Source organism: Tolumonas lignilytica (assembly GCF_000527035.1).
Lineage (GTDB): Bacteria > Pseudomonadota > Gammaproteobacteria > Enterobacterales > Aeromonadaceae > Tolumonas > Tolumonas lignilytica.
The window spans coordinates 82144-104866 of the sequence record NZ_AZUK01000001.1; the positions used below are offsets into that span (position 1 = coordinate 82144).

At 39.7% G+C, this 22723-nt stretch carries 20 protein-coding genes and 1 pseudogene; 11 read left to right on the top strand and 10 right to left on the bottom strand.

What is annotated here, in order from left to right; translation table 11 throughout:
- Positions 1-10 precede the first annotated feature (10 nt).
- The 3 genes from H027_RS0100380 to H027_RS0100390 are packed head-to-tail and all read right to left on the bottom strand — an operon-like array spanning position 11 to position 3066.
- Positions 11-1291 (bottom strand): MFS transporter, encoded by a 1281-nt coding sequence (locus H027_RS0100380; RefSeq protein ID WP_024870559.1) that lies wholly within the window; start codon positions 1289-1291, stop codon positions 11-13.
- A gap of 20 nt (positions 1292-1311) precedes the next feature.
- The gene (locus H027_RS0100385) at positions 1312-2310 is read right to left on the bottom strand and encodes a sugar kinase (RefSeq protein ID WP_024870560.1); all 999 of its coding nucleotides are present in this window, start codon (positions 2308-2310) and stop codon (positions 1312-1314) included.
- 6 nt (positions 2311-2316) lie between these two features.
- A complete protein-coding gene (locus tag H027_RS0100390) occupies positions 2317-3066 on the bottom strand; it encodes a sugar phosphate isomerase/epimerase family protein (protein WP_024870561.1) in 750 nt (249 codons plus the stop codon).
- A 1009-nt stretch (positions 3067-4075) separates the two neighbouring features.
- Here H027_RS0100390 and H027_RS19335 point away from each other — a divergent pair.
- The 5 genes from H027_RS19335 (at position 4076) to H027_RS0100420 (ending at position 8963) form a co-directional block, all read left to right on the top strand.
- Positions 4076-4318, top strand: coding sequence for a ParE family toxin-like protein (locus H027_RS19335; protein WP_420804650.1), 243 nt, complete (start codon positions 4076-4078; stop codon positions 4316-4318).
- Positions 4318-5172 (top strand): viperin family antiviral radical SAM protein, encoded by an 855-nt coding sequence (locus H027_RS0100405; RefSeq protein WP_024870564.1) that lies wholly within the window; start codon positions 4318-4320, stop codon positions 5170-5172. The genes H027_RS19335 and H027_RS0100405 overlap by 1 nt, the downstream gene beginning before the upstream one ends.
- On the top strand, positions 5169-7091 hold the full coding sequence (locus H027_RS0100410) for a tetratricopeptide repeat protein (protein ID WP_024870565.1): 1923 nt from the start codon (positions 5169-5171) through the stop codon (positions 7089-7091). Before H027_RS0100405 ends, H027_RS0100410 begins: the two co-directional genes overlap by 4 nt.
- Positions 7092-7209: 118 nt before the next feature.
- Positions 7210-7413 carry a hypothetical protein gene (locus H027_RS0100415; RefSeq protein WP_024870566.1) on the top strand — a complete coding sequence of 68 codons (204 nt, stop codon included), beginning with the start codon at positions 7210-7212 and terminating at the stop codon, positions 7411-7413.
- A gap of 1163 nt (positions 7414-8576) precedes the next feature.
- Positions 8577-8963, top strand: coding sequence for a hypothetical protein (locus H027_RS0100420; RefSeq protein WP_024870567.1), 387 nt, complete (start codon positions 8577-8579; stop codon positions 8961-8963).
- Between the two features lie 360 nt (positions 8964-9323).
- On the opposite strand, the pseudogene H027_RS0100425 reads toward H027_RS0100420, so the two are convergent.
- Positions 9324-9575: pseudogene (locus tag H027_RS0100425) on the bottom strand (ATP-binding protein); the annotation flags it as partial.
- A gap of 108 nt (positions 9576-9683) precedes the next feature.
- Here H027_RS0100425 and H027_RS0100430 point away from each other — a divergent pair.
- Complete coding sequence (locus tag H027_RS0100430) at positions 9684-10652, top strand: IS30 family transposase (protein ID WP_024870569.1); 969 nt, start codon at positions 9684-9686, stop codon at positions 10650-10652.
- Between the two features lie 185 nt (positions 10653-10837).
- Here the strand turns inward: H027_RS0100430 and H027_RS0100435 are convergent, their stop codons facing one another.
- Positions 10838-12349 carry an Eco57I restriction-modification methylase domain-containing protein gene (locus tag H027_RS0100435; protein ID WP_024870570.1) on the bottom strand — a complete coding sequence of 504 codons (1512 nt, stop codon included), beginning with the start codon at positions 12347-12349 and terminating at the stop codon, positions 10838-10840.
- Between the two features lie 129 nt (positions 12350-12478).
- On the opposite strand from H027_RS0100435, the gene H027_RS0100440 reads away from it, so the two are divergent.
- From H027_RS0100440 to H027_RS0100455, 4 genes are all read left to right on the top strand, one after another.
- Entirely contained in the window at positions 12479-13453 is a 975-nt protein-coding gene (locus tag H027_RS0100440; RefSeq protein WP_024870571.1) for a BsuBI/PstI family type II restriction endonuclease, read from the top strand.
- Positions 13454-13456: 3 nt separating this feature from the next.
- Positions 13457-14038, top strand: a complete 582-nt coding sequence (locus H027_RS0100445) for a hypothetical protein (RefSeq protein WP_202593428.1) — start codon at positions 13457-13459, stop codon at positions 14036-14038.
- Positions 14039-14285: 247 nt separating this feature from the next.
- Positions 14286-14963 (top strand): class I SAM-dependent methyltransferase, encoded by a 678-nt coding sequence (locus tag H027_RS0100450; RefSeq protein WP_024870573.1) that lies wholly within the window; start codon positions 14286-14288, stop codon positions 14961-14963.
- 1 nt (position 14964) lies between these two features.
- Complete coding sequence (locus tag H027_RS0100455) at positions 14965-15966, top strand: HNH endonuclease (protein ID WP_024870574.1); 1002 nt, start codon at positions 14965-14967, stop codon at positions 15964-15966.
- Between the two features lie 14 nt (positions 15967-15980).
- Here H027_RS0100455 and H027_RS0100460 read toward each other — a convergent pair whose 3' ends face one another.
- Positions 15981-16457 carry a hypothetical protein gene (locus H027_RS0100460; RefSeq protein WP_152536679.1) on the bottom strand — a complete coding sequence of 159 codons (477 nt, stop codon included), beginning with the start codon at positions 16455-16457 and terminating at the stop codon, positions 15981-15983.
- A gap of 96 nt (positions 16458-16553) precedes the next feature.
- Here H027_RS0100460 and H027_RS0100465 point away from each other — a divergent pair, with 96 nt between their 5' ends.
- Entirely contained in the window at positions 16554-16868 is a 315-nt protein-coding gene (locus H027_RS0100465) for a helix-turn-helix domain-containing protein (protein WP_024870576.1), read from the top strand.
- 80 nt (positions 16869-16948) lie between these two features.
- Here H027_RS0100465 and H027_RS0100470 read toward each other — a convergent pair whose 3' ends face one another.
- From H027_RS0100470 to H027_RS0100485, 4 genes are read right to left on the bottom strand one after another with little or no spacing between them, the layout of a single operon-like run.
- Entirely contained in the window at positions 16949-17407 is a 459-nt protein-coding gene (locus H027_RS0100470; RefSeq protein WP_024870577.1) for a hypothetical protein, read from the bottom strand.
- A complete protein-coding gene (locus H027_RS0100475) occupies positions 17407-19821 on the bottom strand; it encodes a hypothetical protein (protein ID WP_024870578.1) in 2415 nt (804 codons plus the stop codon). Before H027_RS0100475 ends, H027_RS0100470 begins: the two co-directional genes overlap by 1 nt.
- Positions 19821-21347, bottom strand: coding sequence for a site-specific integrase (locus H027_RS17315; RefSeq protein WP_024870579.1), 1527 nt, complete (start codon positions 21345-21347; stop codon positions 19821-19823). Before H027_RS17315 ends, H027_RS0100475 begins: the two co-directional genes overlap by 1 nt.
- A gap of 9 nt (positions 21348-21356) precedes the next feature.
- Positions 21357-22709, bottom strand: coding sequence for a tyrosine-type recombinase/integrase (locus tag H027_RS0100485; protein ID WP_024870580.1), 1353 nt, complete (start codon positions 22707-22709; stop codon positions 21357-21359).
- Between the last annotated feature and the right edge of the window lie 14 nt (positions 22710-22723).

Genomic DNA, 22723 nt, shown 5'->3' on the forward strand with positions numbered 1-22723 from the left:
CTATTCCCTGTTAGGCCGCTTGCGGCAGAGATTGAGCGCTTTCTTTATCGGCATTGGGTTTAACAACGATGGTTAACACGACGGAAACAACCAGAGCACTACCCATGAAGATGTAAGATGCACCTGGGCCACCGGTTGTGCCATTCAGATAACCGACAACCCAGGAGCCGATGAACGAACCCAATGCGCCCATGCTGTTAATCAGCGCCATAGCGCCACCGGAAACATTTTTTGGCAACATTTCAGGAATGATGGCAAAGAATGGACCATAAGGGGCATACATGGCGGCAGCAGCAATGACCAGCAACGTGTAAGACAACCAGAAATTACTTGTACCCAGCAGGAAAGAGCCGAGGAAGCAAATTGCACCGAGTAATAACATTGGCCAGACGAACAGTTTGCGGTTCTGTAGACGATCTGACAGCCAGGAGACGGTGATCATGGCAATCGTGGCTGCCAGATAAGGCACAGAAGACAACCAGCCGGTCTGAACCATACCCATATTGGATGCACCACGGATGATGGATGGCAACCACAATACGAAACCATAGACCCCAATGCTCCAGCAGAAGTATTGTGCACACAGCAGGATCACATTCTTGGATTTGAACGCTTCAGCATAATTACGAACGGGTTTGATGTGCTTCTGTTCATTAGCCAGAATTTCGTTCAGGTCATCTTTTTCCTGCTGAGTCAACCAGTTAACCTGTTGTGGTTTGTCACGCGCAATTTTCCACCAGTAGAAGGCCCACACTACGGCAGGAATCCCTTCCAGAATGAACATTTCGCGCCAGCCCAATGCCTGGATCAGGTAACCGGAAAGCACCGACATCCACAAGACCGTAACGGGATTCCCCAGAATCAGAAACGTATTGGCGCGAGAGCGTTCCGATTTGGTAAACCAGTTACTGATATAAATCAGCATGGCAGGCATGACCGCGGCCTCCACCATACCGAGCGTAAACCGGATGATGATCAGCATCGGGATGTTACTGACCAAGCCAGTTAACGCTGCACAGGCACCCCATAACAACACACACAGAAAAATCAGTTTACGGACACTGCGTTTTTCAGCGTAAATTGCACCAGGGATCTGGAAGAAAAAATAACCCAGGAAAAACAACGAGCCCAGCAGGGATGACATCCCCTTTGTGATGCCCAAATCCTGATTGATCCCGGCCGCTGCTGCAAAGCTGTAATTAGCCCGGTCGAGATAAGCCAGACTGTAGGTAATAAATACAATCGGCATGATATGCCACCATCTGGATGGGGCAGGGAGTTTGGTATTCATATTGGATCCTCATATCGTTGTTATACAGAAACCTTGCAGGTTTCATTTGTCATCGCCATCTCTGCATCAAGAGCAGCTCTTGTCGGAAGACCTTCACTATCACCAATTACCTGAATGGCCCGGGCACCGATAAAGTTACCGCGAGCAACCGCATTTTTTATTGTTTTTCCTTCCAGTAGTGCACTGATAACCCCAACTGCAAAGCCATCACCCGCACCTACGGTATCTACTACGTTTTTCACTAACACAGCCGGAATGACTCCTTTTTCACCCGCTGCGGTTTTTAAAAAGGCACCTTCTTCACCGGTCTTAATGACGACTGTTTTTACTCCACCAGCCAGATAAAAATCGGCGACTGCTTCGGGAGTCGTAAATCCAGTCAGAATGCGACCCTCTTTGATTCCGGGCAGCACCCAGTCAGCCGCAAAGGCCAGTTTGTTCAACTGAGAGATCATTTCCTGTTCTGAACGCCATAAGACCGGACGCAAATTCGGATCAAATGAAACCGTTTTGCCGTGCGCCCGCATCCACTGCGCTGCATAGGCAGAGAGTTCATAAGATGTCGGGGACAATGCAGCCGCAACACCGCTCAGATGCACATGACGTGCACTCCCAAAATAGGCTTCGTTAAAATCAGCCAGAGAGAGGTGACTGGCCGCAGAACCTTTGCGAAAATACTCTACGATGGGATCGGTCCCATTTTCAGCTTTAGATTTGAGCTGAAAACCGGTAGGGTAGGCACGATCAATAGTAACGGCCTGTCGGTCAACATTTTCTTTATCCAGCGTGTCCAGAATAAAACGCCCAAAAGAGTCATTACCCAGTCGGCTGACCCAGCCACATTTCAGACCAAGACGGGCCAGGCCAATGGCGACATTCAGTTCTGCCCCGGCGGCACGACGGACAAACTGTTCCACACGATGCAAATTCCCCGTTTGTGTAGCAACGAACATCATCATGGCCTCACCAAAGGTGACGACGTCCAGTTCTGCACAATTAGTCTGTACTTGAGTTGTCATTGTTCATTACACCTCTTTCAATTTAGCCACGTAATAACGGGTCACCGCTGTCAGATCGTCACCTTGCAGTGGGAACTCAATACCGCGGGGAACATCGGTTGGCAGCATTGCCAACAAGTCTTTCCAGCTACCATCGCTGTTATCCAATGCGACCGCGTTTATTTTGCCTTGCACAACATGGCTGGCTTTGACATGTATATAAGCCACTTGAGATGCAAGTGCTCTGGCTGCAATGAATGCGTCTTCGCCTTGCCAGTTCCAGTTCGCCATATCAAATGTCATGGATACAGGGACATGCTGTGAAAGCACCATGCCGAAAAAAGTGACCATAGGGCTGATTCGACCACCTTCCTGAGTCTGGTCATTTTCAATAACCAATCTGACTTGAGATGACTGCAGTTTTGGAATGACGCTGGTCAGATCGGTTGCATTGGTAATAGAGCCTAAGGGTAATTTCAGGGTGCGAGCCTTCATTCGTTCGGCATTTTTCATGTGAACAGCCAGGCGGTCTAATTCCGGTTGCCCATCATCGTTCAGTAGGGGCTCAGGTACCGAGTACACACAAAACAGCCCGCGTTTCGTTATGTCACTGGCTAATTCGTCAGCATCATCCTCGGCAGATATCAGCTCATGGCGGATCTCAACACCATCGGCGCCACTGGCTTCAATAAGTGGTAGCAACGCACGCTGACCACCCAGTCGTCTGACCATGTCCGCCCCATAGGCTGATGTGACAACAACAATTTTCTTGCTCATATAAATCCTTATTAATCAGATATATGAATCAAATATTTTCTGTAGCTACCGCTATCAGGCGATATTTGAATGAATAAATTCGATTTGGTGAATTTATTATGGGACCGGTCCCATTAAGGATTCCATGATGAGAAGACAAAAACATGAGGCAGGTCACTATTCCCTGGAAAAATGCCGTATTTTTGTGATGCAGATATTAGTTACGGGTAACAAATTTTCTGGTTATTTACCCAAATTTGCTACCAGAAAATCGACCAGCAACCTGACCTTAGGGGATATAGGAATCAAAAATATGTTCAGAACATTTCTATTACTTAGTACTTTCATTTGCAGTTTTCGGTCAGCGCAAAAGAATGGCTGATTGACGTCAGAACGCCTGCTGAATTCGCTATTGAGCATGCCGAAAGAACAACGAACATCGAGTATTAACAAATTGTCGAAGGAGCTCAGCGGAATGGTTATCAGAGAGTAGAAAATCTGGGTTCATTACAAGATGCAAAAAAGTGGACTAAAACCGCTCGATAAGGTTTATGACATGGAGGAGTGGCGTTGTCGCTCCAAATTCATAACACATAGAAAGAAAACCCAGATGAGTTACAAGTCCTAACATATTGCAAAAATCAACACAATATTATCCTAATATCTATTAGATATGTAGTACATAACAATTGTCACCCCTCTAAATGCCTGCTGTACATAGGGTTAACTACAAATTTTTATCAATTTATGTAAGTAACACTTCATGTACCACATCGATTTTCCACAATTTGCACTTTATTAACACCTATCATTACATGTACTTTGAATTGCCTCTGATTTGTTAGACACCTTGCCAGCAGAGGTGATGATAGAAAGTAATTTTCTTAAGAATGCGGTAAATTACATGGGATTTTTCTAATGCAAAAGGTGCGAAAAAAAACTCTTATAGTTTTAGCAAAGTTCTATGCTACCAATTTGGTAGGGTCAAACTTCATGTTGTCTAACAGCAACATGCAAGGAGACTTAAATGATGTCGCTAACGATTTTAGGGTATTGTCCAAACAGAATCATATCTAAAGCAAAACATCTTATTCGATCATTTCAAGATGGGCACACGAGGTACAAAAAACTTTCCGGGTTACGGCAATATTCATCAATCAAGTTAAACAACAATTATCGATTGCTTTTAGCGCCTTCTGGGTCTGTCTTCATCGGTTCTCATGAGGAATACGAGCGTAAAATAAAGCAATTGAAGAAGACAGGTGGCCAATAGTGGAAGCTGTTTATAATTGGCATGTTACGGAGCGATGTCAGTACTCATGCAAATATTGTTTTGCAAAATGGGGGAACACCAAGGAGATTTGGCAAAATGTGAAGCTGACTTCTGCGCTATTAGACCAGATCCGCATTCATGGTCGCGAACCCTTTGGTGAGGGATACAAAACAGCCCCAATCAGATTAAATTTTGCAGGTGGTGAACCGCTATTGCTCAAGCAGCGTCTCATTGATATTGCCAAGGAGTCAAAATCTCTGGGTTTGAAGACATCATTAATCACTAATGGAGAAAGGCTTGGTCAATCACTTGAACTAGTTTCGAAGCTAGACATGATTGGTCTTTCTATTGATTCTTTTGATGAAGCAACTAATCGTGCAATCGGGCGGATAAGATCCTCTGGCAAAGCTTTGTCATTCCAGGATGTTTACGATTTAGTGACAAAAATTCGTACTATCAACCCAGAAATATTGCTCAAGTTCAATGTGGTTGTAAATAAATACAACTATCGTGAGAATCTCATACCAAAGCTTTTGAGTTTGTCCCCACAAAAAATAAAAGTACTTCAAGAATTGTCAGCTGGCGGGAACGTATCTTCAACAAATGATGAGATGTTTAGTCATTTTATATCAAACAATCAATGTGATTGCTCAAATGTTTATATTGAAGACAGAAATTCAATGATCCAATCATATCTGATGATCAATCCTTCGGGTCGATTCTATCAAAACGGGAACCAAAACGATTATTTTTATAGTGCCCCAATTCATGAAGTCGGTTTATTACGCGCAATGAAATCTATCTCATTTAATCAACAACAATTTTCAAATAGATACAACGGAGCTAAAAAATGAAAAATAAGTCAGTAGCTCTAACTGATATGGTGATAAGTCTGGGATATAAAAATAGTAGCCAAATATCAAATAGAATCAGGGATATTTTAAAAGAAAAGGAAGATTTCAAAAAAAGATATGTTGTTGATGAAAAAAAAGGTTCTTATGGTCGTAGTGAAAAATTTTTGGTATCGGAAGATGCTAAAACTCTCGTAGACAATATTGCCATCATTCAACAATATGAATCGTTATTTTCAAGGGCCTCGACTGGTGAAACAAACATGTTGCGTTACTATCGAGAACTAAGAGCTGGTATTGATAAAGAAACTTTCAAGGAAAATGTTTTCACACAAACTACCAAATTTAATCAATATATTAGCCGATCAAAAGAAAGTTTAGAAAACTTGCCAATATTCGCCAAAGTGATACTCGAAACATCCAAACTGGATATCTGTGATACAAGTATTAGAACGCTCATGGAGAATGCTGATTCCCGCAATTTGATTAATTTTGGGAAAACGTATGAATTAGCAGCATGGAATGAATTGATTGAACTACAAAATAAGGTCTCTTTAGGTGAGAATACATCCTTAAACCATCAGTTAATTGGTGATCTCTTCTTATCTATCGGCGATGTAGAGCAGGCTCTGATAGCATTTGAAGAATCCGTAGAATTAGATCCTAAAAATGGGGTTGCCTGGGCGTTAATGGCATTAGCTAATTATAAGAGGCTAACAAAGCAACATAAGGAAGTACATACAGCGCTTGCGCGAACAGATTTTAATGGTTTTATTGAAAATCCAATCGATGCTGAGGAATATTGGATTAATGAGCAGATTGATGAGACGTTAAATGATGTGACTAACTCGGAGAAACGTTTCGTTGATGCAGCTATTCAGGGGCTTCAACATTGGCCTGAATGGGATAATGAGCCAAGAACTCTCAGTGATGGGAGAAAAAAGCCGAATTATTATTATCATTTGAACCAATCTAGAAATACATCCATTGAATTAACAAGAAAAAAACTATTTCTGTTACTGCTTTGCCATATTAAACATGAAAATTTCATTCAACACCGTGATGTATGCGTGGAGATATTACGCTCTTTCCAGCATTGGGATCCCCAAAATAATCCACTTACTAGTATCATGTTGATGCCATTAGATGCGTGTGGCTCGCTACTCCAGCTAATTAGCTGGATTGATAAAGATGAATTCATAATAGCTCTTAGAGAGCTTGCAAAAAATATTGCAAACAATCACTATTCTCCAAGCAAGTCTATTCAATTCCTTAAATCCCCCCAAATTAGTGAAATGTTTTGGAAATACATGGGGCGAGAGAGCTACTTAAATCTATTTGTCTCTTTAGAGAAGAAAGAGCAAAAGAAATTGACAAACTCTCGAATTGAGCTATTAGCTGAGCTACAAATAAAAGATGTGCTTTTATGTTTCACAGATTTATTGATACAACTACAAGAAGAATGGCTTCATAATTGGTTGCCAATGCCTGATGAACCAAAAAATGTAAATAAGCCTGTGTGGAGCCAAAATGCTATGATTCAACTTGAGAATTCATGTCGTTGCAGCTTAGATGTTTTAGATGGTTGGGAAAGCCTTATTAGTGTCGTTACTTCTGATTCAAAGGATTCACCTTCATCAGCGCAAGTACTTATATTTTTATCAGCCTTTGTAGAGATATCCAATCGTCTTCATATCGATTCGAATACAGAAATTTTGATCTTTTTTGCCAGCAACGAATCGAGTTTTTCGACAATCAGACGTCATATAAATAGACATCTGCGATCACTTTTTTTTGAGTCAATATTGCACTCAAAAAATTATGAAGGTACGAGGCTACGGGAGATTGTTCTAAAGCTAGTTGAGTTAGACTATGCTTTAGAATCGGATGAAGATGATTTCTTCGACTGTAATTTATTATAAGAAGTCTTTGTGTTTGTACGTTTTGAAAAACTCAAAATAGGTCAATAATATGCCTTGCACTAAACTTCACATTAGAACACTTAATGAGAATGAGCTAAGTAACTTATCAGAACATCAAATGCATGAACATGGTCGTCATAAATGTTGCCTGTGCGCATACAACCAAGGATATGAACAAGGTTTTCAGCTAAGTGAAAATCCTCGTTTAGTTATAGATGATTTGGGTGATAGCCAGGCTCATCTCGATGGGCGTCATAAAAGTGTCCATCAAGCATTTGCATTGGGTTACAGTCACGGTATTCGTGATTTTATAAATCAATAAATTCATATTTTCATCTGAATTTGGAGAGCTATTTTGAGATTCAAAGATAAATCCCGTTACAGCCTCATGTGATCTCTCGAAGGAGGGATCTTCTATTACTATTCGGGAGAATCATTGTGATCAAATCATCTGCACGAGCTATTCGCCGTCATCATCGATATCGTCTTATGAAAAAACGATCGGATTATTGAGGTAACACCGCGAAATCAGCAGATATAAAGCAAGGGATCTGTATTCATACGCCTTGTTTATGTTTATGTTTTTAGGTAACTACCTTCATCCGGTGAAGGGATTTGCTCTCATCACCCTGATAGAGCAGTCTTGAATAGACTTAAAGCAATGACCTTCAACAGGAGATTGAGCTACCCAGTCATTTCCTAAACACAGGTTGTTATGGAGGCAATAGGTTGTTTACCATTACTAACAACGTTCGCCTTTTACCAAGGAGTTAGGTAAACGCTCTCTTTTTGTACGCTATTAAAGGTTCGGACCGACTCTGAGCATCGAACTTTGCTAAACAAATGGATATTTTCCTATCTACTTTCCTAAGATGTCTCGTAGTTTAGCTTTAACCTGATCCATGACTGTAGGTTGAGAACACTCCAGAGAGTCAAATCCGCATTCGGGGCAAGACTCGAACCAATTATGGTTACGCACCAACACATCATTTTTCGGCATAACAGTCTTGTGCCAATTACATTGAGGACAGCGATAGGATTTTGGATATGGAGGAATAGGCATGTAGTTCCACAGCGAAGAGCGATTCTATTTACCTATTATGATAGACAATCCGCACTCGGTTGGCCTTCATTTTCCAGATGTAAATCATTTTTTTAAATCAGAGGCTTCTCCGTGTCTTCTATGGTGGCTCTCGCCCCCTTATTTTTCAGGAGAGATGATACAAGTCAACTTTGAGGTCGATGATATCAATTAGCAAGTAAGCCATCGGGTCTTTGCTGGGGAGGTGATACTTGATGCTGATGATCATTGTGCAGATAGTTCCCCAATTTGATCAACAAGGCTGATTGGAGGCAAAATAGCATGCGTTCTTGCATAAATGCTAAGGCTGTCAATAGATTAGTCTTGAACAAGGTTATTGCTATGGCTAGCATCTAATGTAGATAGTGTAATTTTTCTCGGTAGCAAGACAAGGATGGAGACAAATGCCTATTAGCAACGAAGATGAGCTGGTTGAAAAGCTAAAAGCCAAAGAAAATTATATCGAAATTGAAGGAGACCTAGCTGCGAAGGTCATTAAGATAAAGGTTGTTGGGCCCGTGGCCTGGGGGGTTGTTTTGGGTTCCGTCGCTGTTGGAGCGGGGGCTGTGTATATGGCTCTTACGCCATCTCCAGATCCTGTAACAAAAGGATTTATGCCAGTGGCAGGCGCTGGGGCTACAGGTACCGTAGCGACTATATTGGGGATAGGTGGGGCTGCAAGTGTGGCTAAAATGGTGAAGTCAGCAGGCAGCATTTCGATTTTAAATGACTTGCGTTCTTATAAAGTAGTTAGCAAAAGTGAAGGAAAGGTTGTGCTCAGTCGTGAGTAATACTACTTTGTGGTCAGTACGAACTTTAGTCGTACCGATAGTACGGAATGGGGCAGTTCTAAGCTAACGCGCCGATGGACAATTTCGTGTTACGAACGACTCTGTCTGTATTCAGATAAGATGAGAAAATCTTATAGTGAATACTCATTTTAACAAGCCAATATTTATGCCGCTCAACAAATAGGGGCGGCACATAAATTGTTTTGCTCAATTTTACTAGAGATAGATCCCAACTATCTAAATATCTTTAACTAAGCATCCCTGCACTTAGTTTATTAGTAGCATTAATTGCTGAGTAAACTTGACCTTTTAGCAAAAAATCCCAAATATCTAGGCATTGGTTTATCACCTCATCTGGCATAGTTGCCGGAAAATCGCTTCATTGGCCACGCTCTCAGCGAAGTTGAAACCATTCACATCACGATAGGCCGGAAACTTAGCGGCTTTTAAGTGATTGGCTACCGAACGAACTTCCCGCTCTGCCAATTCCGCTTTCAGTAAATGGTCTAATACAGTGATGCTGGCCAGAAATGCCGGTGAGTCTTGTTCCGCAAGATCCGCCAGTGCGTGAGCCATGCGATATAACTTCAGTGATTTAAGTACAGGGAGCATGGCATATTAGTGAGGGCGGATTCAATTACGAAGTGCGACAACTTTAAACATAAAAACAGCGAGATGTGATACTCAGGATTTTTACTCCCGCCAAGAAGTGAAAAGCCAATGAAATACACACATCTCACTGAGAATGAAAGATATATGTTGTCAGCCTTGAGAAAGCAAGGACTGACTGTCGCATCCATCGCCAAAGCCTTAGGTCGTCACCGAAGTACGGTCTACCGGGAAGTGGAACGAAACTCCCGATGGTGCAATTATGACCAGCTTTATAGTTACCAACCAGCGCGAGCCCAGCAAAAAGTCAGGGTAAGAACAAAGAAAGCCCGAAGGAACAAACGGTATGATCACATGGACTTTCTGCTGGTTGATGCCTTACTGAAATTGCATTGGAGTCCAGAACAGATCGTTGGCTATTTTCGTTACAAAGGCTATCCGGTGATGAGCCATGAAACGATTTACCAGCATGTCTGGGCTGATAAAAATGAAGGCGGCAATCTTTGGCAATACCTGAGACAGTCGCCGAAAATTAGACGTAAACGCTATCGAAGCAAAGACAGCCGAGGGCGAGTAGCAGCCAAACGGCATATCAGCGAACGCCCTACACTAGTGAACGAACGAGAAGAGTTCGGACACTGGGAAATCGATACAGTCATTGGACACGGCAGTAAACATTGCCTAGTCACGATGGTAGAAAGACAAAGCCGCTATACCCTCATAGGCCAACTGGATGATCGGACAACAGAAAGCCTGAACAGACGAGTCGGTTGGCTGATCAAAGAAACGGGCCTACCATTTAAAACCATCACAGCCGACAACGGCACTGAATTTAACCAATATCAGCAGTTAGAACGTAGCCACGGTTGTGACTTTTACTTTGCGACGCCGTATCATTCGTGGGAGCGAGGAACCAACGAAAACACCAATGGTCTGATCAGACAATACATCCCCAAAAAGCAAAGCATGGCGTTGTTAGGTCAACGGCATTGCAGCGACATAGCCAGAAGATTAAACACGAGACCAAGGAAAGTGCTTGGATTTAAAACCCCGGAGGAATTTATCCGTGAGTATCGTTAAGCTATGTCGCACTTCAAACTTGAAGCTACGGAGCATGGTGATCTCCACGCGATGCGGGTCACGTTAGCCAACGGCTCGATCCTCGAAGCAATTCATTATCATGTATGATGACCGTTTACCGCTGTAATCACTAAACAGCCACTTACACAGAAAATTTTACAAACTCGGTTCTGGACATTCTCTGTTTACAGTAGATGCTCAATAATTTGATCTACACGCTCTTGGTTAAACTCTTCAAAATCAACCATTTCACCCATAGCGACAAGTTGTTCTCTTGTCGGGTAACGTAATGTTCTAAGATCAGTGGCATTGACTTGAGTATGACCATTCATTTGGCGGAAATACTTATCTACTAAGGTGCTGTTCAAGAACACCCATAGACCTTTGGCAAGGCTATCATCTAACGGTTCACCCATTGCGTGAAAGTAGTTCGTTTTGTTCTCAAAACCCACTACTTCTACATCAGCAATATCAGACGTGTAAATTGAAGCAACAATTCTACGCTTTTCTTCTTTGGCGGTAAGTCTGCGAGTTAAGACGTAAGTTCCGTTTTGAACCATAAGATTAGCGGTGCTTTCATTGTTCAATAGTGCGTTTGGTTTTTTCGCATTTTCAACTGGCCATTTAATAGCACATTTTTGTAAATGTTGAGGAAAAATCAAAGGCACTGAACCTTCAACATAGTTTGTGCTTAAATTTTCCCTAGTGCGAAAATCAACGACTTTACCTGTGCTTGCCTGAATACCAAGATCTTCGAGTGAACACGGTAAACCACCGGCTCTAGTCGCTACATTCTGTTCTTCTTCATCGGTGATGATATGAATAAATCGATCTGGATTGCTCTCACTCACGACCCTGTCAAAAGGCACTTCATAGACAAATGGGTTTGGATCTTCTGCACAAGAGCTAGAAGTTACAATAACCGTATCTCTTTGCGGTTCACCTTTCGTTAAGTGGTATACAACGTTTTCTTGCAGCACTTTGTCAGTCTTAAACGCTGAATTACGGCTATTAAAAACGTGAATTTTGTTTATAGAACAAGAATCTAACAGTAGTCTACGAAAATCGTTGAAGTATGGACCGTTACAAAATGAACGTGGAGTGATTGCGACAAGTTCACCACCCTCTTCTAAAAGCTTTATAGCCAAACCTACAAACGCTGAGTAAAGATTACCCGTTTCAAAACTAACCTTTCTAAGAGTATCCCTTTCTGTGCCTTTAGCCGCGATTTTTAAGTAAGGAGGATTAAGGATGGCTTTGTTATATGTAGGTCTGTATGTATCACTTAGAAGTAATTCTACTGAGTGTTGAATAAAATCTTCTTCAATTACGGTTTGTTCCCACTGCACACCACTAACATCACATGTATTTGAACAATGCTTTAATGTGTCAGATAGGTAATATCTCATTACGCTCGATAATTCAAAGCAAGTTGAATCAATGCTTTTTGCATCGTTTTTAACTCGCTCAACAAAAGCAGCCGTTAAAGATCCTACGCCTGCTCCTGCATCTAGTAGGCGCTGTTCACCCTCGACATTTTCAAACATATCAGCAAGAAGCTTAGATACAGCAGAAGATGACATAAACTGGCCTAACTTCCCTCTAAGCTTTTCATCGAGTTTTCCATTTGCCTCTACTCGGTTCACATCTGCAATGTAATTTAAGTTAATGGGTAAATTTTGAGCCAACTCAGCCATATATGTTTATTTACACAGTAATCAATTGAGAGGAAAGTATCACAAAAAACCTGCACAAAGGGAAGAAAAAAACCTGCACATAGATTATATTATTGGACTTGATACTTTAATGACTGAAAATTAAAGAAAATGAGAGAAAAAAAACTAGAGCAAGCAAAGAAAATTCTCAAAGCTTTGGGATTACCTAAGCAACAATACAACGATAGATCGGCATGGGTATTTTTAGCACTTGCTAATATTAAACCAAATGATGATTGGATTGTTGCAACTGCGCCACTACTACCAACCGTTGATATTATGGATTTTATCCGCTCTGAGTATGGTAAGGACTACAAACCAAACTCTCGTGAAACGATTAGAAGACAAACTTTGCACCAATTTGATCAAGCCCAAATCGTTGATAGAAACCGTGATAACCCTTCTAGAGCTACAAATAGCAAGGACAATAACTACTCTTTGAATCAACCAATTATCGAGATTCTACACGCTTACCCTAATGGCAATTGGGAAACATTGGTTGAGAAATTTCTTAATGATGTACCTACTCTTCAAGCAATGTATCAACGAGCTATCAATAAAGAAAAGATTCCTGTTCTCTTACCTGATGGGAATGAAATAAAACTTTCCCCAGGTGCTCACAACCAACTTCACGCTGATATTGTTCACGAATTCTGCCCTCGTTTCGTTGGTGCGGGTGGTAAAGTTCTTTATATCGGTGATACGGCAAGTAGCCGTGATGAAGGTGGTAAACATATGGTTCTAGAAACTGAGTACCTAAAATCGCTGAATGTTCCACCCATGTCGCACGACAAACTACCTGACGTTGTTGTTTATGATGAAAAACGCCAATGGCTGTTTTTGATTGAAGCTGTAACAAGCCACGGACCAGTTAGCCCTAAGCGATGGCTGGAACTTGAAGAAGCTTTGAAAAGTTGTTCTGTTGGTCGTGTTTACGTAACCGCTTTTCCTCATAGAGCTGAATTTAGAAAAAATGCTGCTGATATTGCTTGGGAAACTGAAGTTTGGATTGCTGACAATCCAGACCATATGATTCACTTCAACGGAGATCGATTCCTTGGTCCACATGACAATACAAAGAGTTAAATAATGTCGAGTGAAATAAATCCGCTAGGGTGGATTATTCTTGATGTTCCTGTATCAGCTGAAAATAAAGCTATCAGGCTCAGAAAGAGTCGAGATGAGCAATATGGAAACATCTACACAGAAGAAAAAACTGATAAGCGGTGGGTCGGAGACCTTGGAGAGTTTGTATTCAAATCATTTCTGACTAGCAGAGGAATAAGTAAAAAAGACTATGAGTGGGTTTTATACGATGCTGCTGGTAAAGCCGACTTTATAATGATGGATAGTTCAAAGCTTGATGTAAAAACAGTAAAACGGAAATGGCCTGTCCAACCTAATTACACGGCACAAATTACAGCTCAACATATTAATGAAGATGTACAACATTACTTTTTTATGTCATACCAAATTAATGCGAGAAAAATGACTCTATTAGGTGGTATATCTAAAAGTGAATTTAAAAAGCATGCGGTCTACTATAGGGAAGGAGATGAAGTTCATAGTGACTACATAATTAGAAAAGGGCATGAAATATATAATATTGATGTAACCAAATTAACTCCACCGGATCAATGGTTAGCGCAGTTTATAAACTATCTTACATGAGACCTATTGGACACAAAGTGTACCAGTCAACTAATACCGGATAATAAATTAAGCTGATTTTCTGCTTTCGCTGACGTAACACCTTGAATTTACAGAATCGAAACCTTTACTGGGGCGGGGAGTTATCTCGGCTCATAAAGTTAGAGTGAGGCACGAGGATTTTCGAATTAGAAACAGATAGTAATTGATCCGCAAATTATAATACCAAACAGAGTTGTGATTTCATCTAATTAAGGGTGTGAAACACATGAAAAAAGTTACTGATGCTAGTTTTATTGAAATAACTCACATAGCAGCAATTGCTGGACGAGATGCTGTGGCAAAATCAAAAGCCAGCAAACGAAATAAAACTATCGGCTATTACAATGAAAATGCAGAGACCTTTTATAATTCGACGGTAAACGTTGATATGGCATCTTTATATCAAGAATTTCTACCTTTAGTGAAACCGGCAGGACATATTCTGGATGCAGGCTGCGGCTCTGGACGCGATTCAAAGGCATTCATTGCATATGGTTTTAAAGTCACTGCGATTGATGCAAGTGCTGAGCTCGCAGATTATGCAACACAATTAATCAAGCAGCCTGTTATTGTTACTGACTTCCAATCATTCAAATCTGACGATATGTTCGATGGGATATGGGCATGTGCCTCATTGTTGCATGTACCGATTTTTGACTTAAAAAATACTTTTTTCCATCTTGGAACAAGCTTAAAAACACAGGGGGTTTTTTACTGCTCTTTCAAGTATGGTTCTGATTCGATCGTAAGAAATGGACGTTTTTTCACTGATTTAAACGAAACATATTTAGACGAGTTGTTACTCGATACTGAACTTCAAATTGAGAAGTATTGGATCACATCAGATTTACGGCCTGGTCGTTCCGATGAAAAATGGCTGAATGCAATTCTAAGGAAAATTTAATATGTCGCAGCAATTTACCAATGAAGATTACCTAAAAGGAATCATACTGTTTGGTCTGAATGCTGCGACTTACAAAATGGGACTAGCTAAGGTATTACTTGCCGCAGCAAAAGAACAAAAAAACCAACTTTTTTGGGATGAATTATCTTCAGAATTTTTTTTGCTATACAAAGATCGCATAGCTACGAATCAGATGCCTCAGCAAGGTATTGCACATCGACAGACAGCAATGGAACGAATTGTTCAACAACATAGTTCCGGTAAGTTATCTGCGTCTGATGCAATCGAACAAGTTGGCGTAAAAGGCTTCATTGATGTGATACCACGTTTTCAAACCATCGGCACCAATAAAGAAATTGTTAAAGAATACTTTTACGAATTTGATTATGGAAAGAAGCTAACACTGAAGGATTCGCTGCTGAACTTCACGAAAGGACAATTGGCCGAATTAGAGGCCGAAATTGATGCTAGATGGGGGTTGTTAGAGGGTGCTTTTGCTATCAATCAAAAACAGTTTCAATTAGCAAATGATATCCGAGAGATTTATCTGTATTCAGGTTATGAAAGAAAGCCTCTGACCAACAACATCCCATTCCTTAGCGGTTATCAGGGGAATGTTTGTTTCTATTGTGGCGAGCCACTTGAGGAGGATATTCATGTTGACCATGTGTTGCCGAGACAAGTGCTACATCATGATGAGATCTGGAATCTGGTTCTCAGTCATTCAGACTGCAATTTATTAAAGTCTGACCGTCTTGTTGGTAAACATTTCATAGAAAAACTGATCGCACGCAATGAAAACATTATGGGCAGCAATCATCCCTGGAAAGCAAAAATTGCCGCTGCACTTGGTTCGACACTAAAGCAAAGATCTACCAGCCTATTGAAGCATTATCAGAATGTCTCGACTGTTATAGGAACGAATTATTGGGGTGGAAGTGCTTCTTATAACCCAGCGACAGATCCGTTTTATAAGAAACTCATTACAGCATTAAATAATTGAAGCGGGGAAGGTGATCATAACCCTGCAATCATCTTGTTAATAGCCCTAATTTTACCATTCAATTTATGCATCCGGAGCGTGGCCAATTCTTGTAAATCCTTAATTTGGATTAATTTATGAGGGAATACTTTTCTCATCTCATCGTATGCGTCAAATTCGTAACGAGTAATAGATAACTCTTCTTCAAGCAAAGATTTTTCAGCGTCAAGGTATTCATTTGAATTAACAAAATGCTCACCTTGTATCTGTTTGAGTAGCTTAAGAGAAAAGATATAGTTGCGAGCTTTACTCCCACCCTCGGCATAAACCAAATCATGCTTTTTCAATAAAAAGATACCTCGATTAATCAGTCCAGCTGCTTGCTCAATCGACAAAGAAAATTCAATTTTTGCCATTTTAATCAGATCGTTACGGCCAATATTTGGCTGTTCAATTTTTGATAAAATCCGAATGAATTTATTATTTAATTTCATATTTAATGTTTGATTCATCTGTTTAAGTAACATGAAACTTAGGATTGCTAAGTATACAAAAGTAGAGGAAACTTAGACAATCTAAGCATATGAGAATTTTATGATGAATGACCGTTGCGAAACAATCCGATCCCAGAGCGGCTTAAACAGGCACGACAAAAAGCAGGAATATCCCAAAAGGATCTTGGTGTGAAAGCTGGTATGGATGAAAGTTCAGCTAGCGGTCGAATGAATCACTATGAAAAAGGCCGTCATATTCCCGACATCGATATGCTGCATAAATTGGCAGCTGTACTTGATGTCCCAATCAGTTACTTTTTCTGCGAAGATGAATTGAGTGCAGAACTTGTTTGTCTCTTCGAAAAACTAAATGAGGAAGAGAAAAAGAAACTGATTTATTTAATCAAAACCCAGTATGAAAGCCCATAATATCGATAGACTATTCAATATAGGTAAGATGTTTTTTACTAAATACCACTATCAATGCGAATTATTGATATATTTTCATTTTAGTTTTGCTCTTTATCTTCGCGTTGTCTGAGCTCTCTGATTAGAAAAGGGCTTAAGAATCGTTCAATATTCCTATGAAGCCCTTCACTCTTGATTGCTTGAATAACATCAATGAGCACTGCTGTGTTTTGGTTAACCATATTTTTAGCTTCTTCTACTTGAACCCTCAGTGCTGCATTGGTTTTAATTAATTCAGCTCGGCTTTTAGTCGCTCCAGAACGAGCACTTTCCCCGAATGTTCCTCCAACTTCATCAAGTTGCATTTTTTTATAATGTTCAATAATGTTCTTTCGACTTGTTAGTGTGCTGATAGACCCTGAAACAATCCCTTTTTCTTTTAGCCTGATGTGCAGGTTTTTATTGGTAATAGGCGAGACGTTATAGCCCTCTCGTACCATCGCGCGTAATTCAGCCTCTATAGCTTCGTCAAGCTCTTCACCTGATAGTTTGATCTGCATTACATAATCTCCAATTTCTTATGCTCAATGGCAAAAATCGTAGCTAGTGTTTTGGGTTTCTTTTGTACATCAAATCCAATCAAACTGACTTTTTTCTTCGCAGATTCAATCATGCCGGACTGTTGCTTAAACCACTGTAAATTTTCTTTTCGATAATGAAAATCAACTATAATTTCATCGTATTCATTTTGTGTTAATTCACCTATATGCAAGAGCCGTTTAATTTCTTGTATGTTTTGCTGGAGCATCGATATTCTTTGCTCTAATTTTTGAGTATCGTCTGCTCTTCCAATTATGGTGAAATATGGGCATAACGTACCATCCTGGCATTTCATCGAGTAAGGGCATGACCACGCTTGTAATTTCCTCATGCAACTCCCAAAATCCAGCGGGTGTAGATCTGCATGTCTTTCCAATAATGCATTCCTTTCTGATTCAGACCCTTCCAGAGCACATGCTTCACTGAGACCCGCCATTAAATCAAATGAGCAGCTTCCAAATGCGTCCTCAATAAAGGATATTTTATCTTCCTTAGTCGTAAAAGAATGCGTATTTTGTGTTATTGAATTGCGAAGATTGAGATTGGGATTAATGTATATTTCGGCAGTTTCCTTGATGATATTGAGTGCATTCGATGCAGCAATACCTTTGGGTGCTGGTGCTCGTTCATCAGTAAATAAATCCAACTGATTGCAAGCTGATACAACTTCACTAGCTAATGCTCTTTGTTCTATCGCAAGATGTTGATATGCATCATTTTGAGTAATGTCTACACGCCCCATCATAACAGCCTGCAGGTGATCGGTTATTCCTGCGATGGCAAGAAATGTATTAATAGTATGACGCGGCATATGTGTGGTTAATACTGGAAATTCGCCATTCTCATCAACTAAGTTGTATTTTTTGAATAACGAAACACCATGTCCGCTCTTTGATCCAACGAAAGTCAGCATATTTACCATTGATACTGGTACTGGTAATGGTTTTATCACGGATGCGTGAGCTAAAGAAAATGAACCTTCTGGGGCAATGAAAAGCAAGTCTTCAATTCTGTATGTAATTTGATTTCCTGTACGAGAATCTACAAATCTATATATAAAATCCTGGTTAAGTCCCTTGGTTACAAATATTTTTTCTTTCAAAAATTTTTCAATGCTATCTCTGGAATAATAAAAGTTTTTTTGCCGTCCATTGACTCGCTCTACGCGTGAGGGTTCAACACCAAGTTGTGAAAGTGATTTTTTGGCATAATCTCTTTGTGAAGCAGTCCCTCTCGCTTTAGCAGTTTTTGCGAATGACTCAGAAATATAAAGTACAATTTCGTTTAAAGAGATTTCAGGTTTACCAAGAAGTTCAAGCGGTAACAGCGAAATGAAATTATTCTCTCGACATCGTGCAATATGAGCTCTTACTGACTTAGTGATCTTTATAGTGTCTTCAAATATAGATTCGACTAGATCTATTGCGAGTGGCTCAACCCAATGTGTACGATGACCTGCTTTTTTCTCACCTATGTATACAATGCCAAGATAATAATGTTTCAATCCCTTTTTTTTAAGGATAGCCAACGCGTCAACATCTTCAACTTCTAACTTTTTCAGACAATCTATTTTTAGACGCTCTAATTCTCCGAATCGGAATCCAGTTACCATTAGCAGTAACAACATGTTTAAAAGTAATTTTTCTCCATCAGTTTTCACCATGCTGCGCACAGCCACAATATTTAAAAATGTTTGTATAGTAATAATTTTTTTACTTTCATCTTCATCGGTTTGTTCTGCAAACTCAGAACCATGATATGCTTTTATTTTGGCTTGTTTTGCTGCGCTGGTAGATTTTGAGGAAGGGCATCTTTGGGTTATTTTAAATACGATTGGATTGAATGTAATTCCTATCCTAGTTATATATTCACAGATTCGCTTTACAGCTGTTTGACTATCAGCAATATTGTTGATATTTGACATTACTGAACAATGAGCTCGCATGGCCTGCGATATGATTTCATCGCTAATTGTATAAACATTTGGAGATCGATCTCCATTAATTAGCATGCGGATATAAATCCGCTTTAATAATAAATTGTCACGATGCAAGGCGGATATTGAGATCTTGTGATTATTTAATTTAATTAGAAAGATAATGAAAGACTTCATGAAATTTCGATATTCAATATTAATTTCATGACTTGTATCTATTGGCGTGTCACCATTAAGATAAATCCCTTTTTTTAACTGACTTATTTTCTTGAATTCCAAATGACCTGAAACACGACCAGAAAACACTCCCTTGTGAGAGGTTGCGACCCCCCAGCTATCATCTTCCCAGTTAAAATCTACATCTGATGCAATTTTGGCTTTAAAATAAGCTTTATGCTCTGCAACGAAGAGTTTTAAATTTTCGATCCTATCTCTCATTATTTAAAACCTCCTTCGATGCGATTAATAACCATCTGCACTTCACCTTTTAGATTGGCAAGTATTTCTATAGCTGGATTTCTAACATTGCCTGACATCTCACTTACTTCTAAAGTATCAATCAGCTCCTTATTTACAGCACGAAGAACGGAGTAGTGTTTATTTAGATCAGTAAAGGGCCTAAAGTAGAAGCAACCATAACAGGAACGCACCTTAGCTAGATGACATTGTTCATCAGGTCTTTCACACCCACCGATTTTAATGTGAAGTTCTCCACCTAATGAGCCTGAAACTGTTCTTTTCGACCAAGCAGTATTTTCAACTGAATAACCAGTGAGTAATAAATTTACCATATTTTTCCAAACTGGATTATCTCCAAGAGCTTTGCTTTTGAGCATTGCCAATTCTGGAGTGGCAGAAATATAGTAGGTAGCAGCGATTAATGAACTATGCCCAAGCATATAAGCAATTTCATCGGCGCTAGCGCCAGCAAGCGCTAATGAATGACCAACATTATGGCGAAAATCATAAGTGGTTAGTTTTGGTAAAATTATCTCATCTTTAGCAACTTTCTCTTGCACTTCTTTCGGCTGAATTATAAGTAGCACTCTTTGTAATATATTATTTAAAAAATTAACAAGGTTTTCATCTACCGGTATAAATCTATCTTCCGGTTTTAATTTCCCCCGTTTAATATATTCGTCAACAAGCAATCCAAGTTCAGCTGGCAATGCAACTTTAACTTTATTGTTGGTGATCTTGGTTTGTTTTGCGTATGGCATATTTAGACAGTAACGATAAAGCCCTGACTTATCGTTACTTGTATCTTGTTTAAAATCTCCAGCTGTTATCTTGGCGAACTGAATTGATCGCATTCCTGTGTAGTATGACAAACCAAATAGCGTAAAGTCTGTAATTTCATTACTGGACAATATCATTCTATTTTTGCTGGCAGAAACAATAGAACGAGCAATTAAACATTTAAGAGAGGAGGGCAATGCATTTTCTAAATCTTGATACTTAATGAACGGATTATCTGAATTCGGAGTTGGAATGAGCAAAAAATCATCCAGATTTTCTACAGAAAACCTAGGGAAATTAAGCCTACATAATACCCTTAGCACGCCTTTAACAGCAAAGTACATTTCAGGCTTTCCTAACAACTCGGTCGAACAGAGTGCATCCTTGAACCCTTTATAGGAAAAATCATTAAAACTGAATGCATGTTTTATCAGATTAAAGTTTGTCCCTCTGAGAGCTCGGCCACTATTAATGAGTGAAACGATGCAAAACTTGATTAGTTTTTTCATCGAAAGATCAAAAATATCAGTGAAGTTAAAAACTTCTTTTTCTGCGCCAATAATAAATCGCCACTTATCTTCAGCTGTGTCAGAGATCACTGAATCGAATCTTGAATCAGTTTGGATTATAACATGCTTAGGAAGTTTTAATTCCTCAATAAATACGACTTGTTCATGAGATAATATAGACTCATTAATAACTGATGAATAACTCTCTGTAGACATCATGTGCTCTTAAATATCAGGGAATTCGTTACTATAGAGTATTTCAAATGTGCCGTGTTTAAACATACTCATGTTGACTTCATTAGCATGCTCGGCGATAAATCGCTTGGCATAATTGTTTGGCATCAAGGAGCCATCAGCCCATCCACCTAATTGGCGTAAACTATCCTTTGCTGACTCCATGATGCCTTTCGCATTTGCAGCTCCTGCCTTAACAAATTGTTCTTCAAAGTGGTGATACAAATTTCTTAGTTGTATATAAGCCCATGTGTGTCGAAGCATATGGGGATGAACATTATCCAAATATTCTGCCTTGACGGGGGAAAAGTGCTCTGGAAATTTTTCTTTCATCGCATCACTAGCATCACTAATGATTTTGTAAGCTGCCTTGTAGGATAGGGGATCACAATCACCAATTGATGAAGTGATTAAAAAATTGTGCGACGATCGCAGTTCCACTTGTGACATAAACATTTTTATAATTTTGTAGTCCTGCGATGTGATCTTTAGCTCCCTAATACTTTGTTGAGTTTTTATTTGAGGTTTTTGCTTTCGTGGATCTACGCCATCATTTAGATTAGCAACATACATATAGAATGCATTACCAGACATATTGGATTTGAACGATGTTCCCCGGAGCAGAAGAGCCTCACCGATCCTTAGACCATACTGTGTCAGAAGTTTAATAAGAATGAGGTTTCTGAAACTGACATAGACAGATAGCGCTAGCTTACCATCGTCATCTTTTTCAATCTGCTTTGGCAATGAAAACAGCGATACAAAATCTCTGAGTTGCTCATGAGTCAGACTTTTATAAAAGTTTGTGTTGTGTGATTTATTAGAGCTGTACTTAGAGTATTTTTTTGCTTCGACGTTCAAAAAGGAATGTAACGCTCTTTTATAAGCATCAATATCCTTAATACTCTCAGTTATAAAATGTGGCGTAATATATGAATCGATGAGCCAAGAGATGAAACGGCAGACTGCTTGATATCTTGATGTTTTTGTTTGTATCTTTTGTATTGAATCTTTTTGGGGGTTGAAGGGAAGAGCAGTAACATTATCCACATAGTTCCTTGAATGACCTAAATACAGCCAGAAACAATCCAATTCTGAGATCATTTTTGATATCAGCGAGCCAGAAAACTCGCTTTTATACATTGAATAGTCCAGCGTAAAACCGAATTTGGCTAGCCAATACTCATGGAAATACATAATGTTGGTCAACGTGCTGATCTGGTAGTTAACTGACTTCAGGTGAAGTTGCTCAATGCAAAGCTTCAATGACAAGAATGTTGGTTGCATGGCTTCGCTGTCAAAAAGGCAAGCTCTCTCATCATCAATTTTAATCACCTTATACATGTACGTATTCCATG